16 protein-coding genes are annotated in these 15,408 nt (G+C 62.1%); 1 reads left to right on the top strand and 15 read right to left on the bottom strand.

Annotated elements, in window-relative coordinates:
• The 15 genes from AC25BC_RS04395 to AC25BC_RS04325 all read right to left on the bottom strand — a co-directional run bounded on the left by AC25BC_RS04395 (window position 1) and on the right by AC25BC_RS04325 (window position 13,776).
• A complete protein-coding gene (locus AC25BC_RS04395) occupies window positions 1-639 on the bottom strand; it encodes a hypothetical protein (protein ID WP_128440276.1) in 639 nt (212 codons plus the stop codon).
• Window positions 640-918: 279 nt separating this feature from the next.
• Window positions 919-1,224: a hypothetical protein gene (locus tag AC25BC_RS04390; protein WP_206642413.1), complete on the bottom strand. Its 306-nt coding sequence runs from the start codon at window positions 1,222-1,224 to the stop codon at window positions 919-921.
• The gene (locus AC25BC_RS04385) at window positions 1,224-2,228 is read right to left on the bottom strand and encodes a tail fiber domain-containing protein (RefSeq protein WP_128440278.1); all 1,005 of its coding nucleotides are present in this window, start codon (window positions 2,226-2,228) and stop codon (window positions 1,224-1,226) included. The genes AC25BC_RS04390 and AC25BC_RS04385 overlap by 1 nt, the downstream gene beginning before the upstream one ends.
• Window positions 2,194-2,610 carry a GNAT family N-acetyltransferase gene (locus AC25BC_RS04380; protein ID WP_128440279.1) on the bottom strand — a complete coding sequence of 139 codons (417 nt, stop codon included), beginning with the start codon at window positions 2,608-2,610 and terminating at the stop codon, window positions 2,194-2,196. Before AC25BC_RS04380 ends, AC25BC_RS04385 begins: the two co-directional genes overlap by 35 nt.
• Entirely contained in the window at window positions 2,607-4,430 is a 1,824-nt protein-coding gene (locus tag AC25BC_RS04375) for a hypothetical protein (RefSeq protein ID WP_128440280.1), read from the bottom strand. The genes AC25BC_RS04380 and AC25BC_RS04375 overlap by 4 nt, the downstream gene beginning before the upstream one ends.
• Complete coding sequence (locus AC25BC_RS04370) at window positions 4,427-5,134, bottom strand: phage adaptor protein (protein WP_128440281.1); 708 nt, start codon at window positions 5,132-5,134, stop codon at window positions 4,427-4,429. The genes AC25BC_RS04375 and AC25BC_RS04370 overlap by 4 nt, the downstream gene beginning before the upstream one ends.
• An 86-nt stretch (window positions 5,135-5,220) precedes the next feature.
• Window positions 5,221-5,790 carry a hypothetical protein gene (locus AC25BC_RS04365; protein WP_128440282.1) on the bottom strand — a complete coding sequence of 190 codons (570 nt, stop codon included), beginning with the start codon at window positions 5,788-5,790 and terminating at the stop codon, window positions 5,221-5,223.
• A gap of 267 nt (window positions 5,791-6,057) precedes the next feature.
• The gene (locus AC25BC_RS04360) at window positions 6,058-6,843 is read right to left on the bottom strand and encodes a hypothetical protein (protein ID WP_128440283.1); all 786 of its coding nucleotides are present in this window, start codon (window positions 6,841-6,843) and stop codon (window positions 6,058-6,060) included.
• A 22-nt stretch (window positions 6,844-6,865) separates the two neighbouring features.
• Window positions 6,866-7,840 (bottom strand): phage major capsid protein, encoded by a 975-nt coding sequence (locus AC25BC_RS04355; RefSeq protein WP_018068848.1) that lies wholly within the window; start codon window positions 7,838-7,840, stop codon window positions 6,866-6,868.
• A gap of 15 nt (window positions 7,841-7,855) precedes the next feature.
• On the bottom strand, window positions 7,856-8,944 hold the full coding sequence (locus AC25BC_RS04350; protein WP_128440284.1) for a hypothetical protein: 1,089 nt from the start codon (window positions 8,942-8,944) through the stop codon (window positions 7,856-7,858).
• Window positions 8,945-9,059: 115 nt separating this feature from the next.
• Window positions 9,060-9,371, bottom strand: coding sequence for a hypothetical protein (locus tag AC25BC_RS04345; RefSeq protein WP_128440285.1), 312 nt, complete (start codon window positions 9,369-9,371; stop codon window positions 9,060-9,062).
• Between the two features lie 13 nt (window positions 9,372-9,384).
• Entirely contained in the window at window positions 9,385-11,508 is a 2,124-nt protein-coding gene (locus tag AC25BC_RS04340) for a hypothetical protein (RefSeq protein WP_128440286.1), read from the bottom strand.
• The gene (locus AC25BC_RS04335) at window positions 11,508-13,079 is read right to left on the bottom strand and encodes a terminase (protein ID WP_128440287.1); all 1,572 of its coding nucleotides are present in this window, start codon (window positions 13,077-13,079) and stop codon (window positions 11,508-11,510) included. Before AC25BC_RS04335 ends, AC25BC_RS04340 begins: the two co-directional genes overlap by 1 nt.
• On the bottom strand, window positions 13,045-13,518 hold the full coding sequence (locus AC25BC_RS04330; protein ID WP_128440288.1) for a terminase small subunit-like protein: 474 nt from the start codon (window positions 13,516-13,518) through the stop codon (window positions 13,045-13,047). The genes AC25BC_RS04335 and AC25BC_RS04330 overlap by 35 nt, the downstream gene beginning before the upstream one ends.
• A 21-nt stretch (window positions 13,519-13,539) precedes the next feature.
• Window positions 13,540-13,776 (bottom strand): spike base protein, RCAP_Rcc01079 family, encoded by a 237-nt coding sequence (locus tag AC25BC_RS04325; RefSeq protein WP_012756512.1) that lies wholly within the window; start codon window positions 13,774-13,776, stop codon window positions 13,540-13,542.
• A gap of 716 nt (window positions 13,777-14,492) precedes the next feature.
• Between AC25BC_RS04325 and AC25BC_RS04320 the strand changes: the two genes are divergently transcribed.
• Complete coding sequence (locus AC25BC_RS04320) at window positions 14,493-15,374, top strand: dienelactone hydrolase family protein (protein ID WP_113546243.1); 882 nt, start codon at window positions 14,493-14,495, stop codon at window positions 15,372-15,374.
• The last annotated feature ends 34 nt before the right edge of the window (window positions 15,375-15,408 follow it).

Genomic DNA, 15,408 nt, shown 5'->3' with positions numbered 1-15,408 from the left:
TTACCAGCCACCACCACCGCCGTTTCGACCGCGCACTCTAAGAAGCGCGCGTGTAAGAGCAGCCTTCGCGCCGGCTCTACGACCACTTTCCGTAGCGGCTTCGGCCGGCATCATACGGCGCCCCTTTAAAGTATCCATAGCGAGTCCTTTCAAAGCCTCTTCGCTAGCGCCACGGAAGGCCTGCTCGGCTCGGTTGCTGAAACCACCTTCCCCGTTCCCGAAACCTTCAACAGCACCGAGCCCGATGTCGGTCATCCTCCCTGGCGGCAACTTAAAAGCTAGGTCAGAGGCCAAACCTCCGGCGCGCTGCAGCGTTTCGGAGACATAGGGATGCTGTTCGTCGAAGGCTTTGTCCATCCCGCGCTGATTAGCGAGTGCGTTGTCATACCGCTCTCCAAACGTTTCGCCCAGCAGCGGCGGAAACAAAAAATCAGGCAGCAGTGGATCAGCATAGGGCGCCAGCAATGCAGCTGTCCCAGCGTCCATTTCGTCGAGATAAGGGCCGACGACAGTGCCACGGCTGAAGGCGCGTAATGCATTGTTAACCGAGAGGTCGCCGGAGTGCCCCGCATAAGGGTCATTTCTAAGCTCGGCAACTTTTCTCGGTGGTACAACCGGTGTTCTATTAAAGTCTGACATTACGACTCCTGTGGATGGTGGTTGGGATCGACATGGCTTCCGAACAGCAGCTTGGAGATCTGCCTCAGTTTTAGGACGGGTCGGAGCGGACCGCCGGCTTCTTCAGCGCTTGCAGAATTGCATCGCCATCGCGCGCTGCCGCGGTGGGACATTCGCGTTGGCAATGGCCTTCAGAAGCGGCTAGCCTCGGTCCGCTCATCGGATTTGGGGTTGAAGATGGCTGCTGAACCGCGAGTGGGATGCTGGCGCCCCAAGACGGCAACGAAGGCTCATGAGTTGTCAGGGAACACTGCGCTTGCCGCCGAAGATCGACGGCAGGAAGCCGGGAAACTTCGCCGGCGGAGTTGAAGGCATGCCCGTTGGCGCTGCGGGGGCCTCGGCAGTCCCTGCCCGCTCATCCTCATTCTGCTGCCTGATATCCAGCCCGCCCATCAGCGCCTGCGTAAGCCGCGCAGCACCCTGCCACGGCGATTGCACCGGGCTCATGTCCATGCCCTGCTGCAACATCGCGTAGGCCAGCCGCTTGCGCTGGTCGCTGACCTCGCCCTGTGTCTTGCCGGTATCGCCGCCGAAGATATATGCCATCAGCCCACCGCCCTTCCGTAATCGACGCGGTCGAAACCGTCTGCGTGTTCGAACACCGCGTCCGGATGCATCGTGCGCACATCGTCGGACATCAGGCCGATCTGCATCGGGCCACCGTCCTTGTATTTGAAGGCATAGACCGGCAGGCCGTTATCCAGCGTGCCGACGCGCCTGATGTCTTCCTTCAGCCGCCGGTCGGATTTCGCCCAACCGCCGAGCAGCGAGCCGCCAAGACCAAACAGGCCACCCATCGCTGCATTCGACTGGGCAAGCTGCTGATTGTAGAGGCCCATCTTCTGGTTGAAATTTTCGTTGATCAGCCCGGCCTGATCGACGGTCGGCAGCTGCGTCGTCGGCGTGTTGACATAGCTCGGCTGGTGCACCTGCGAGCCCGACATCAGCGCCGAAATCTCGTTCAGCGGCTGGTTTCGTTCGGTCAGGATCGAATTCTGGGCATTCGAATACATGTCGCCGAGATACTGGTCGGATGCGGCCTGCTTGCGCGTCGAAAAATCGCGCAGCGCATTGTCATAGGCGGCCGAGCCCATCGAGATGCCCTTGTCGGCAAGGCTCTGATCGAGGCTCGCCTGATCGCGATCCCACTGGTTGTTGAAGCCGGACTGCCAGTGATCGTTGACGTATTTGTCGACATTGCCGGCGCTGAGATCGACATTGGTGCCAAGCACGCCCGAAATCTTGCCGGTCTGGTCGTTGGCGAGCTTGGCAAGGCCGAGTTGCGTCTGCTGCGTCTGGTCGTAGATCGCCTGGTTCTCGGGCGAATAGGTCTGATAGGCCGAATAGGTCGGCAGCCGATAGGTCTTGCCGTTCTGGTCGGTCATCGTCTGGTAGCCGCTGACCTTGTATTCCAGCGAACCATCCGGCGTGTACTGATTGGTGTGGCTGAGCCCCGCATTGGCGATGGCGGTGTCGACGTTGGTGGCCGTCTGTGCCGCTGCGGTCTGTGTCGGATCAGGCGCCTTTGGGGCCTTCGGCGTGGAGACCATAGAGAAAATCCTCTTTCATGATTGCGTAAAGCAGCGCGTCGCAGTCGCCGAAATAGGCTTGCTGGCGGCCTTCCAGACGGCCGCCCAGTCTTGCCAGAACCTTCTGGGATTCGGCATTGTCGGCGCGGGTTCTTGCGGTTGCGCGGCGGCAGCCGAGCTGGTGCACGACATAGCGGAAGACCGATCGCATCAGCGTCAGCGTCAGCCGGTCGGCGGCCAGCGAAACCTCGACGTCATGCGCGGTCCAGACGTTGAAGACGAAGCCGGCGATGATCCGGCCGCGGTCGATATGGGCGAGCGTCGTGTAAGGCGGATGGAAGCTCACGCCGATCCTGTTGCCGACCCAGGCCGCGATCTCCTCGCGCGGTTCGGAGACGATCAAATCGGCGCGCCCTTTTCGTAAAGCACCGAGCCGCCGACCACCGCCGCTTCGGAGACCGAGCCTGACGAGCCCGAGATCAGCGCCCGGATCGTCGGCGCCAGGGCCGAACCAGCGCCACCGGCGGAGGCGAATTTGCGGACAAGCGAAATGCCCGGGAATTTTGCGACACCCCAGACCGCCGTTCCCCACTTCGCCGCCGTATTGTTCTCGATCGACGACAGAAGCGCATTGGGAATCTTGGTCTGGTAGTCAACCGAGATCCCGGCATACATCAGCGTGGACACCCCGATCTGCGCCGTCACCCCGATCAGCTTCGAGAGCTTGGTCGAGAGCCCGTCGCCATAGCGGCTCCATGCGCCGACCATCAGCGCATCGATCGCCACGCCATTGTCGTTGGCCCCGACTTCGGCCTCATAAACCGTGCCGTCGCCCGCACCGAAGAACAGCCGGTCCTGCCATGTCGTCCAGCAGGAAGCGGGCATGCCGACGAAGCGGCACCAAGCCCCGGTTTCGGTGTTCATCACATATTGATAGGGACCGAAGGAGGACGGCAGGTTGACGATCGCCATCTGCCGCGCCGGAAAGCTCGAAAGCTGCCACTCCTCAGAGGTCGTGCCGGTCGCCGCAACGGTCTCGCGCCAGGTCGGGCCGATCTTGGCGGTGATCGCCCCGAGGCTGGTCGCACCGCGATCGAGCTGCACGGCCTTGGTGATCGGCACGATGCCATCCGTCGTCATGATCGCCAGATCGGCGCCGACCGACAGCAGGCATCGATCGGTGCCGAGCGGCCGGCCGAGCTTGAAGGTGCCGATCAGGCCCCAATTGGAAGCACTAGAAGGATCGGAGCCCTGGAAAACGATCACCTCGCCTTCCGAGGAAATCAGCACCAGGCACTGCTGCAGGCCCGTCGAAACGGGAATGGTCCAGACGTTGATCGCAATCAGCGTGCCGCCATATTTCATATTACCGCCGACCGGCAGAACCGTCGCATTGCCGCTGACGGCGTCGGTAGCGAGATACCAGACATTGGTCGAATTCTTCTCGATGAACCAGAGACGCGAGCGATAGGCGGTGACGGCGATCAGCAGCGATGCGTCCGGAATGCCCGATATCATCGTCGAGGGGACGTAAGGGGTGGCGACCGCGCCCTTTTCAAGCTGCGCATTGGTGACCGTTCCGGACACGGTGACGACAAGCGTGCCGGCGGCCGGCGTGAAGGTCAGCGACACCCGGTTGGCGACGCCCGTGCCGTTCAGCGTGCCGGCGAAGGCGCCGGAAAGCGTCACGGAGCCGGTACCGAAGAAGCTCAGCGTATAGGCCGTGTTCCTGATGGCAACGTTCTGGGTGGCGAGTGTTGCCGTGCCCACCAGAAAATTGTTCGTCCAGGCAGTGCCGTTGAAGAGCAGCGGCGTGTCGAGGCCATTGACAAGGCGCAGGAACTCCTGGCCGGCCGGGTTGGTATATTGTTGCACCGACCAGTGGGCGCTTGCCATGCCGGAGACGACGGGTGCACCGACGGCACCGCCCGCCGTCACATCGAAGATCTTGTCGCCGGCGGCGGCAAACAGCCTGTTGCCGACGCCCGAATAGGGAATGACCGTCTGCACGTCGGCGCCAAGGCCGGTGGCGAAGGCGAGGAAGCCGTAGCGGGCGCGCACCCGGTTGGCCTCGGGAAAGAAGTTGTCGAGCTGAAAGGCCGCATCGGCAGGCATATCCGCCATCTCGACATCGGTTCGCCAGCCGCCGATCGGCGCGATCCAGTCTTTGCCTGGCGAAACGCGGCCGGTGCGCCCGTTTTGAGGGACAGGTCTGCGGGTCATGGGTTGGACACCGTGATCGTGCCGGGCCAGTAATTTTCAGGCGCCTGCCCCCTCGCCGGCAGCGAGAGGTCAACCGGGCTTGCCGCGCGATCAGCGCCGATCGCGGCTTCCTTGGATCGCTCGAAACTGGCGATCTCCTCGCCATAGTCGAGGCCCTTGGCCCGCTTCCAGCGCCAGATCAGCGAGAGTTCGAGAAGGTCTTCGGGAAAACGGGCGGTATCGGTGTCACCAGCCCAATTGGCGGCATAGGTCGCCTCGCCATTCAGCGCCACCCAGAAGCCGGAAATATACTCGTAAGCCATCGTCTCGCCTGCAGCATTCGGGTGGATATCGAGCTTGCCGCCGGCCATGCGCCAGATCTGCGGCACCGGATTGGAGTTGATGATCCTGTTGCGCTGCCAGGTCTGCGGCTCCACCGGGCCATTCAGCTGCCAGAGGCGCGAGGCATTCCAGATCTTCGAATTGGCGGCGAAGCGGTCCCAGTCGGCGGGCGGCTCGGCCGGTTCGGGGTTGGCGCCGGTCGTTACGAATTGCCGCTGCACCATCAGCGCCGACCAGTCGTGCTCGCGCATCAGGTCGCGGCCGGCGCGGGTGGAGAGGATACGCAGCTGCATGATCTGCGGATCCGCCGAGGACATGACGGCCGTCGGCGGATCGAGGTCGATTTCCGCGCAGACATTCTGAATGATGGTCAAGAGCGACATGCGCGGGATCTCCGGTTCAGAGCAGCTGCTGGGGGCGTGGCGAGGTAGGTGAATTGCTTGAGGGGGCGGCTTGTTTTAAGGCTTCGTCAGGCCGCTTGCCGGCTGCGGCCCTTGCCGCCCTGGCGTTCGTTTTCGAGCGCCTCGAAGCGCGAGGCCATCTCCTTCATCTGCTCCTGCAGGCGCGTCACCTCGTCCTTCAACCGCTCGTTTTCGGCGGCAAAGGCCGAGGCAGCACTCGAGTTTTCAGCGGTGGCGAGATAGGCCCGGGCGGCAGCGACGAGCTCGTTCGACCCCATGCCGATCTTCTGCTTGACGGTATCGGAGAGTGCTGCGAGCTGCTCGACGGTGTAGATATTGACCGCCTCCAGCTCCTTGATCTGGCTGGGCTTCAGATAGGGCCATTGCGCCAGCGGCGTGCCGGTCAGCTGCTCGCGGGCGGCGGCCCCTTCCTTGAAACGCTTATAGGCATCGGAAAAGCGCTGTTTGTCGTTCTCGGTGACCTCACGATAGACTTCGGTGTGTTTGTCGCCCGAGATGAAGATACGGACGAATTCCTTGTCGGCAAAGATCGGCCGGCCTTCCTTCTCCGTCAGAAAGGTCTGCTCGACCGGTTCGAGGCTGAAGGAAGCATAAATTCCGGTGCTGCTGTCGGGCATGGTGTTTGTCTCGCTGTTGATGGCGGGGAAATGAAATAGGCGCCGAAGCGCCGGCTGTGATGTCGTGCGGATGGCTGCCCCTCACCCTAGCCCTCTCCCCGTTCTGACGGGGAGAGGGGACGTGCCCCGCGATAGGTCTGAGAGGAACAGAGAGGTCTCGGCATATCCCCTTCGCCCCGCAAGCGGGGAGAAGGTGGCGGCAGCCGGATGAGGGGCAGGCCGCGTATGGATAGGTCGACGAAACGGGCGCCGAAGCGCCCGTCGATGTTAGTTCACCTTCGACAGGAACGGACGCATCAGCGTTGCCTCGAGCACGCCCGTCGCGGCGATGGTGATGCCCGTGCCGTTGGCGGTGGCGTTGGCTGAGAGCGTGATGCTCTGGACGACGCCGCTCGGGCTGTAGGTGATGCCCGAGATGGTGGTTCCGCCTGATATGCCGGTACCGGAGACGGCCGCACCGATGAACGGGCCGGAACCGGCATTCAGACCGGAAAGGCTCGTCAGCAGGTTGGAGCCGTTGACCGTGGTTGCAGTGAACGTCTGGTTGGCCGCCGCGAAGTTGACGTTGGCGATGGCCTTGGTGGTTGCCGTGGCGGATGCCGGGGCGCTCGCCTGGCCTGCCGTGGTGGTGGTTTCGGCAACGACGAGGGCGGCTGTTGCGGTTGCGACCAATGCCGGCGCCTGGCCATTGCGCTGCAGCCAGACGTAATAGGTGCCGGGTGCAAGCGTGATGGCACCGACCGGGCCGCCGGTCAGCGTGGGGGGCTGGGCAGCGCCGGAAAAGACGCCGCAGCGCTGGCCGACGACGGCGGCTGCCGTGGTCAGCAGGGAGGCGACATAATCCCGGGTCCACTGGAACCACTGACCGGGCTGAAGGGTCGTCTGCGAGGCCAGCACCAGCTGGCAATAGACCCATTCGGATTCGCGGTCTCCGCCGGCGACAGCGCCGAGGGAGAAGTTCGGGCCCGGAATACCGGAGCCGGAAACGATCGGGCCTTCGACGACGAACGGGTTCGCGCCAAGACGATCGGACTGGATTGTTGCGACCGACATTTGCTTTTCCTTTCGTTGACGATCAGGCGAACAACACGCCCTGCAGGAAGGCGTTGTTCATGGTGAGGTTGCCGGCAAAGCCCATGAGCTGGACGAAGGCGTCCTGGTTGGTGTTCATGCGCTCATCGCCGATCGGAGCCATGTCGCGGTCGCGGTGCGGGCGGTAGAACAGGTACTTGGTGTTCAGGAAGAACATCTGGTTGAGCGGCGCACCGCCGCCGAAGCCGCCGTCGAAGATCACGTCGGCGCCCATGTATTGCAGCGACTGGAAACCGGCCATGCCCTTGTCCGCCGAGGTGATGCGCTGGATTGCCTGCAGCGATTCCCAGTAGAGGCGGAAGAAGTTGTTGTCGGCGACGACCAGATCCGGCGCGTCGGAGCCGCGAACGCAGGACATGTAGAGCCGGTTCATGTAGCTCTGGATGTTGGCGTTCGAGGCGGCGGCACCACCATCGGCCGAGGCCGAGAATTTCTGGTTGCGCCAGAAACCCCAGGTGGCGCGCGAAATGCCGCCGACGGTGCCTGAGGTCGGAGAGGTCGAGACCAGCAGCTGCAACCCGCCGATCTGACGCCCGCCATCGGCCGTGCCATCGGAATAGCAGTCGAGCGCGATGTTGTTCTTCAGCGTGGTTTCGGCGTTTTCGATGCGCTGCTCAAGCAGGTCGAGGATTGCATCCTCGCCGGAGTTCTGCAGCTGTTCGAGGCCGGACATGGAAACGGCAACCGCAGCCTGCTTGAGGTCGTATTCGGCAGCGGTGATGACGTCGGAGGGTTGAACGTTGAGGATATCGTAGCCGGAATAGCGCTTGAAAGTGCTGTTTTCCTGGTACTGCAGTTCCTGAACGATGGTGCGGCCGCCGGAGATGGGCTTCTTGCGGCCACGGCTGTTCAGACGGGTGAGAAGACCGTTGTTCTTCGTCACGTCGTCGGCGACCGTGCCGCTGCGGTTGCGCAGCGTCGTGGTCACGATTTCAGAGAGGTTGGGCGAGATGGGCATTGATCATTCCTTTGATCAGACTTGACCGCGCGAAAAACGCATGGCGTCGCGCAGCGAGTCCCGGATTGAGGTGGGCTGGCCTCTTGCCGCATCGCGGGTCGGGCCCGGCGCGGAAGATCCAGAGATGGATCGCGAGGCGCGGCGGGCTTGATCTGCCGCTGCTGCCCTCTGGGCTTGCTGTTGGTGAACGGGCGCCTGCGCAGTCTGGCTGATCAACTGCTGGCGAATGTCCGGGCGCATCCAGCATGCGGCGTCGTAGGCGTCCTGAAGCGATGATGCCCGCCCTGCGTTGATAAGGGCGATCATATCGTCCAGCACATCATCGGCGTGCGCGTTTGCCGGGTCGGAAAGGAAGGCATCGACTTGAGTTTCGGTGTCCCTTTTCCGCAGAACATGTTCGACCGTCGCCTCGACGTTGACGTGTCGCGGCTGCGGTCCTCCTTGCTGTGGTCCGGCCTGCTGCGAACTCCGCTGCAGGACCTGTTCCATCTGACCATTGACCAGGGCATGAAGATTGACCCCGGCCATCCTGGCGACGTGAACGACGGTGTTGACGGGATCGTGGATGAGCGCCTTTTCCCAGTCGATCGCCCGGCGCATGACATCGGCATGGGTCATGCCGGCCTGGCGGATGAGCGGCGTGAACTCCTCGAGCCCCTTGTAATCCTGCAGGACGCGGAAGCCGTTATCGACCTCCTGCTCCCGCTTGGTGATGGCCGCCTGCACTTCCCCGGGAAGGGTCGCGAATTGCGCCTTGGCTTCCGCCGACCAGCCGGGCGGAACCCGGCCGCCGATAGCTGCCTGATGTTCCCGGGTCTGCATCTGGGTCTGTGCTTGGGGTGTCTGCTGAGCGGCGTTTGCCGCGGGCGCCTGCCCTGCCCTCGCCGCTGCTGCTGCTTGCTCCTGTCCCTTGGCCAGGAAGCGGCCGTTTTCCCCGTCGCGCGGCTGGCCGGCGATATCGCCCGGTCCATTACCTTCGGCGGTGTCGATCGCTGCCTTCAGGCTGTCGCGGATGCTGACTGGCCTGTCATTCAGGGGCTTGTCGTCGAACGCGCCAAAATCTTCGCTGCCGTTGCCGGCCTCGTTCAGGTCTTCCATATCCATGTCGGAAACTTCCTTTGTCGGGGATTGATGCCCGTTAGAGCAATTCCAGGAAAAGTGCGAAGCGGTTTTCCGTCCGGAATTGCGTAAAAACAAAAGGTTAGAGCCTTCCTGGGCTCTAGGCGTTGTATTCGGCGTGAACTCGCCGCAGTTCTTTGCGGATCTCGTTGCGATCCGTTTTCGGTTTTTCGATCGGCTGCGGCTTTTCGTTGCCGATCTCGACCACGCCTGCCGCCCGATAGGCCGAACGCAGCTTGGCTTTGGAGGTGTAATGCCGGCCGTCATGCATCGACTGGATATCGATGCTGTCGCTGACGAAATGCGGCGCCGGCAGATCGGACTGCGCCGGATTCTCAGCCGGCATGCAGTTGTGCGGCCACTCGTCGAGCTGGTGCCAGCCGCCGCAGACACGGCAATAACGTTCTCTCATGCTTCAACCCCAATCATTGATAGGCGGGCTGCTGCGCCTGGAACTGCTGCAAGGCCTGCGCCGCTGCCTCACCGCGCGCCTGCTCGACTATGGCGCGATGCTCGATCTCGGCCTGCGCAACGCCAAGCTCGGCCTTGCGCTGTTCCGCACCCGCCTTCACTTCAGCCGTTTTCAGCTTGATCATCTGCTCGGCCGGTGGCTCCGGCGGTTGCTTCGGCGCGGTCGCCGCCTCGGAGAGCTGGGCGCCGACCTGCTCCAGCGTGCTTTCGAGCTGGCGACCGGCCCTGAAGCCGCGGGCGGCAAAGAGCAGCGTCTCGACCATGACAGGCACCAGCATCGGGTTCTGCTGCGCCATGGCGCCGGCCTGCTGCAGGAAGCCGCCGACCATCTGCACGAATTCCATGCGGCGCTGCTTTTCGGCATCCTCGTCGGGCTCGATCGTCGAATCCGTTTCGATATCGATCTGGAAGCCGCGAATGCTGTCATTGCGCAGGAGCTGCACGACCTCGTCGATCGTCGGCTGCTGCATCATCTGCTCAAGCTGCGGCGGTATCTGCGGCGGCGGCGGTGCGGCTTGCCCCATCTGCTCGGTGCGCGCTGCGGCCTGCTGCGCCGCCATCTGCATCTGCTGCATCTGCAGCTGAACCTGCTGCTTCTCGGCCATGGTCGGCAGCTTGATGCCGCTGACGAGCATCAGCGTTTCCGGCTGGAACTGGTCGCAGATGATTTCACCGGCGAGCCGAATGATATCGCGGGCGAAGCGGGCAAGCTCCGACTGGCGGTCGCGGATGCGGATCGAGCCCCACTGGCTCTTGATGCGCTGCGCCGTCGCCGTCTCCGACGCCTGGGTGTCGCCGCGGACGATGTCGGAGATGCCGGTGATCTGGTAGACGTCCTCGATCAGTTGCTTGCGGGCCTGGATGCAGGCGATGATGACCTTCTGCACCTCATCGATCGGCAGCGTCACGATGGCTTTCGAGCCGCCCTTGTCGGTAAAGGCCGCCCATTCCGGGATCGGCACCATGACGGTATCGTTTTCCGGCCGCATCGCCTTCTCGATCGCCGGCGAGATCGCGCCATCGCCGGAGGGATAGAACACTTTCAGGCGCAGCTGATCGGTCAGCTTGTTGACGCGCTTCGTCAAGAGATCGATCTCGTCGCATTGCTGCTGATAATAGACATAGTCGGGAACCGGGATCAGCGAGCTAGTCGACATCGTTCCATAGGCCGGGCGCGGGCAAGGCCAGAAGTGTGTCAGATCCAGCGGCGGCTCCGACACTTCGAGCGCCACCGGCGCGCCGTCGGCGATCCACACCGTATAATTTTCGCTCTTGCACCAGATCTCCCAGACATGGGTCTTGCCTTCGTTCTCGGCGCGCTCCGTCTGGTTGGTGCCCTTGTTGCTGCCCGCAGCTTGCGCCTGGAGCGATGTCATGGCGTCAGGGCCGAACCGCTTCTCCAGCTCCTCGTCGGTCATCGGTACGCGCCGCGCCACCCATGTCACATCCTTCCAGCGCCGCGCCGGCGAATGCAGGAAGTCCGACCAGTGCACATAATCGATGCACACACGCTCGTCGCTGATCGCCTCGGGCAGCGCTCGGCCGTCCTCGCCCATGCCGCCGCCGGGCAACCCACCGTGGAGACCTTCGGGCAAGCCCCCATTCGCCGGCGCGTCGGAAGGCTGAACGCCCATGTCGAGCGGCTCGAAATCGGCTTCGTAGCGCAGCCACACCGTGCCGCGGGCGCAGAGCAGGAAATCGTCGCGCACCGCCCGCATGATCGAATCGATATCGGCTTCGTCGCCCATATAGGACAGGTTACGTTCGACCAGTTCCGAGGCCATCCGCGCCACCGGCTGCGCATCCTTGAAGCGGCGCTCGACGACGGGTTGCGGCACACGGGCATAGACGGCTGGCTGCAGCACCGAGGTGTTGGCCCAGAGCATTGGAAACCGGCGCTTGGCCGCATTCGTCTGGTCGGACTGCTGGTCGAGATAGATCTTCTCGATCTTGACGCAGCGGTCATGCCAGGATTTGAAATAGCGCTGGCCACGCTCGAGCTCCTGCTGCCAACGGGCGCCGACCTTTGCCAGATCCCATTGCTGCCCGCCCTCCAAAGCCGTTGTTTCGTCTTCCATCAAACACGCTCGCTGTATGCAGGGGTGGAATCGGCAAATTCGTTGAATGTCATCGTCTGGAAGGTCGGCAGCGCCTTGTCCTGCGGCTTCAGCGGTTCGGGCGCCAAGCCGGTAAAGATAATCGCCAGTCCCCCGAAAGCATCGGCGCCATGCGAGGCCCAGTTGTGCAGCGGCTCGTCGCGGAAGACGCTCAAATCCTCGTCCCAGTCCTTGCGGTAGTTCCTCAGGCACTTGATGCCCTGGATGCAGCCGGCTTGGTCGAACTCGATCTTCGCCAGAATGCGCCTGGTGCCGTTGATCCGGTCATGAACATAGGCGCGCTCGATCTTGCGGACGGTGCCGAGGCCGCGGGCCTTGACCTCTCTCAGCATCACTTCGATGCGGGTCATGCCGCCGCGCGTCCACTCCCTGACCTTGATGTCATGCGGCATGTTGTGGACGCCGTAGACGTAGCCGTGCTCGGCCCCGCGCCGCTCCAGCTCGTCGAGCATGCCGTCCATGCCGGTGCCGGTATGTTCGAAATAGCCGATCATCCTGACACGGCCGGGCAGCACCTGAAACAGCCAGACGCTGTTGGTATCATCCATGCCGATGTCGGAAATGGTATGGACGGCATAACCGTCGACATGCGGGAAAACCCCGATCCGCTCTTCGGCATCGGCCACCGCCATCTGATCGGCGTAATAGGCGCCCTCGACGCTCGCCTCAAAAGCTTCCGCCGGCGTCGAGGGATATTCACGCTTCATGTCGCCGAGCTGGGTTTCGGCCTTCTTGACGTACCAGGCCTTCTGCCCGTCCGTCAGCGTGATGCCCTGGTCGGCCAGGTTGCGGAAATACTTTGCGAAAGCATCGGTGATGATGACGCCTTGAGGCGCGATCGCATATTGCGGCTCCTTCCACCAGGGGAAGAAATGGAACTTGAAGTCCAGTTCGGTCAGCTTTGCCGCCTGGCGCTGCTTGACCTGGCCATCTTCGCAGAGCGTGTAGAAATGCCCTTCCTGGCCTTCCGCCGTGCTTTCGACGAAGACCAGCTGGCCGGCCTGCACCGTATTCAAAGCGCCGGTGCGGACTTCCCTCGCCTTGTCGGGATATTTCGCGCAGAGCTTTCCATATTCGGAGATATGAAGATATTGCAGTGTTCCCGAGCGCAGCGAGGTTCCGACGCGGATGCTCGAATTGTTGCCCAGCAGCAGTTCGGTCTGGTTGGCTCTGACGACCGGCACGGCGTTGCGGATACCGTCGGGCAGATTGTCATAAGGGTATTTGATCTTGTCCCGGAAGATCGTCTGCACGTCGCCCAGCGTATGGGCGATCGTGCCGGCGCGGATATCCCTGTTGAAGACGCAGGCATCGAGCATGAAGATCTGAATGAAGGTCGTCAGACCCAGCTGGCGGGCCTTCAGCAGCACATTCAGATAATGCATCTGCTCGAAAAAGGTCATCTGCGTCCAGTTCATCTCGAACCTGACGCGTTTGCCCGATTTGTCGGTGATCCAATAGAGGTTGTTGAGCCGCCAGCGCCAGTCGGAAAACTGCTCAACCGCCGTTTGGAAGTCCGCGCGTCTTGCCATTGATATCTTCCAGCAACTGCGAAACTTCACTCGCGACGACGCCATGGTCGGGCTCGACCTTGGAACCGTATTTCTTCGGCTTCAGCTTCTCGGCGACCCACTGCCGGGTGGCGATGCGGAGCTGCGAACGCCTTATGGCTTCGCCATTCTCCTGCCAGCCGGTGGTCTCGCCGGCGGCGTTCTTCTTTTCGATCCAGTCGTCTGCGCGGTCATCGGCAATCTCGACCATCTCGTCGACAAAACCATCCGCCTGAATCTCGCGCGCCAGGGCATATTTGACCCGAAAACCGGCCTTGCTCTCATCGGCGAGCCAGGAGAGCACGCTCGACATCGCCGGCATCTCTTCATCCCGGCAGATCGACCGGAGGCTTTCCCTGTCGGCGATGCGCTCGCAAATCCTGTCTGCAAGCGCCTGGGTGAACTTGATGGGTCTGCCCATGAGGCGCCGCTTCTGAGGCTTCTAGAACAGCGCGACGATGTTGGATGCCGTAGTCCCGGTCAGCGCCACGATGGCGGCATGAACCGGCAGGATCGTCCCGGCCGGCACGCTCTTGAAGATGACAGGATCCATGTCCCGGCGCGGCGCAATGGCAACGTCACCCGTCGTGCCGATATAGAGAGCGCGGGCACCGACAATGGCGGTATCGTTCGGCGTCACCACTGCGGCCCGCGAGGCCGGAGCAATCGAAGGGTCCATTGCAGTTCTCCTTGGAAGAGGCGCGCGATACCCGGCCCGATCCCGATGTGATCGAAGATGAGCGGTCAGGCGGCAGAGGATGGGGGATCAACGACGATCCGAGGAAGCTGTCCGGACGTCTGAGATGACCGGTTCTCAAGCCTTGGCGAGTGACGCAAACGATTGAAGGGCGACGTCGATTTGGTCGACATCACCTCTGGACTCAAATCTCGCAGCTTGGATTTGCGGTAGTGATAAATGATCTGCCGGGGGGTGATCAAGGGCTAATTGTGGGCCTCGCGCCAGTTCGAAACCGAGCCTGCTCGACACGGTCGGCGGCAGAACGACTTACGCCGCGCCGGCGCCGGATTTGGCAAATCTCGCTTCCCAACCTGCGTCATCCCAGGGCTTGAGCCTGGGATCCATGCCCGCTGCTGGTGGAGGGTCAACGTAGATCCTCGGGTCAAGCCCGAGGAGGACGGAGCAAGAGGTGAGCCCTGTGGCAAATCCGCAAGTCTTGGCAAATGGCGCGTACGATCGGAGCGCGGCGCCGATTTGGTCGACATCGCTTCTGGACTCAAATTTCGCAGCCTGGATTTACGGTAGTCATAAATGATCCGCCGGGGGGTGATCAAGGGCTTCTAACCGCAGCATGCGATTAATTGAAATCTGCCCAACCCGGTCCAACCGGCGGCAGAACGCCTCACCGCTTTGCGAGCCTTCAGGTCCGGCGTACAATGAGTGGGCTGTTGATCAAACGGTGGAGAAGTTCAGTGAAAACCACGAGACTTTTTCTTTGCCTCATCGCTTTTCTCAGCGTCACGCTCGCTGGAAACCCGGCTGATGCCGACGAACTGGTTCACTTCGAAAGCGCGCCCGTCAAGCTAAGCCCATTTCGGATAAGCAAGGCGAGAGAACAGGGAGAAATTCTTTCTCAACCGCAGGGTACGCCATTGCTGGGATATCTATCCCGCCCCCAGGGCGATGGCCCTTTCCCGGCAGTCGTCGTTCTGCATGGATGCGAGGGTCTGCGTTTGAGCGTCAAAGACCTTTGGCCAAAACGGCTGGCCGCATGGGGCTACGTCGTGCTGGTCGTCGATAGCTTCACCACCCGCAACATCAAGGACAGCTGTCAAAACCGTCTCCCCGATCGCGTCTTCGACGCCTATGGCGCTTTGAATTTTTTATCGAAACAAAGCTTCGTCGATATCAGGCGCGTTGCCCTGATGGGCTTTTCAACCGGCGGCACGGCGACGCTGGAGGGAACAAAAATCGAAGGCAACGAACAGCTGATGGACAGCAAGTTCAGGGCGGCGGTTGCCTACTATCCCCTCTGCGCGGCAACTCAGGGCGATGCGACGGTGCCGATCTTGATTTTAACTGGCGAACGAGACAATTGGAGCCCGGCTGACCGATGCCGGAAGAGGCTTGCCAAGCTGAGTGACGATAGCCCGCCCATCGAGCTCAATATCTACAAGGGCACTTACCACGATTTTGACGCCCCGGAATTTAAGGTCGGACGGAGGGTGTTGGGCCACATCGAAAAATACAATCCGGACGCCGCAGGAAAGTCCATCCGCAGCGTTCGCACATTCCTTCGAAACTACATCTTGAACTAAAACCTCGGCTCGAAGTTCGCAGGAAACGCCCCAC

The organism is Rhizobium sp. WSM409 (assembly GCF_057653825.1).
The sequence above is the reverse complement of the archived record's forward strand: the minus strand, read 5'-3'. Positions and strand labels throughout refer to the sequence as shown.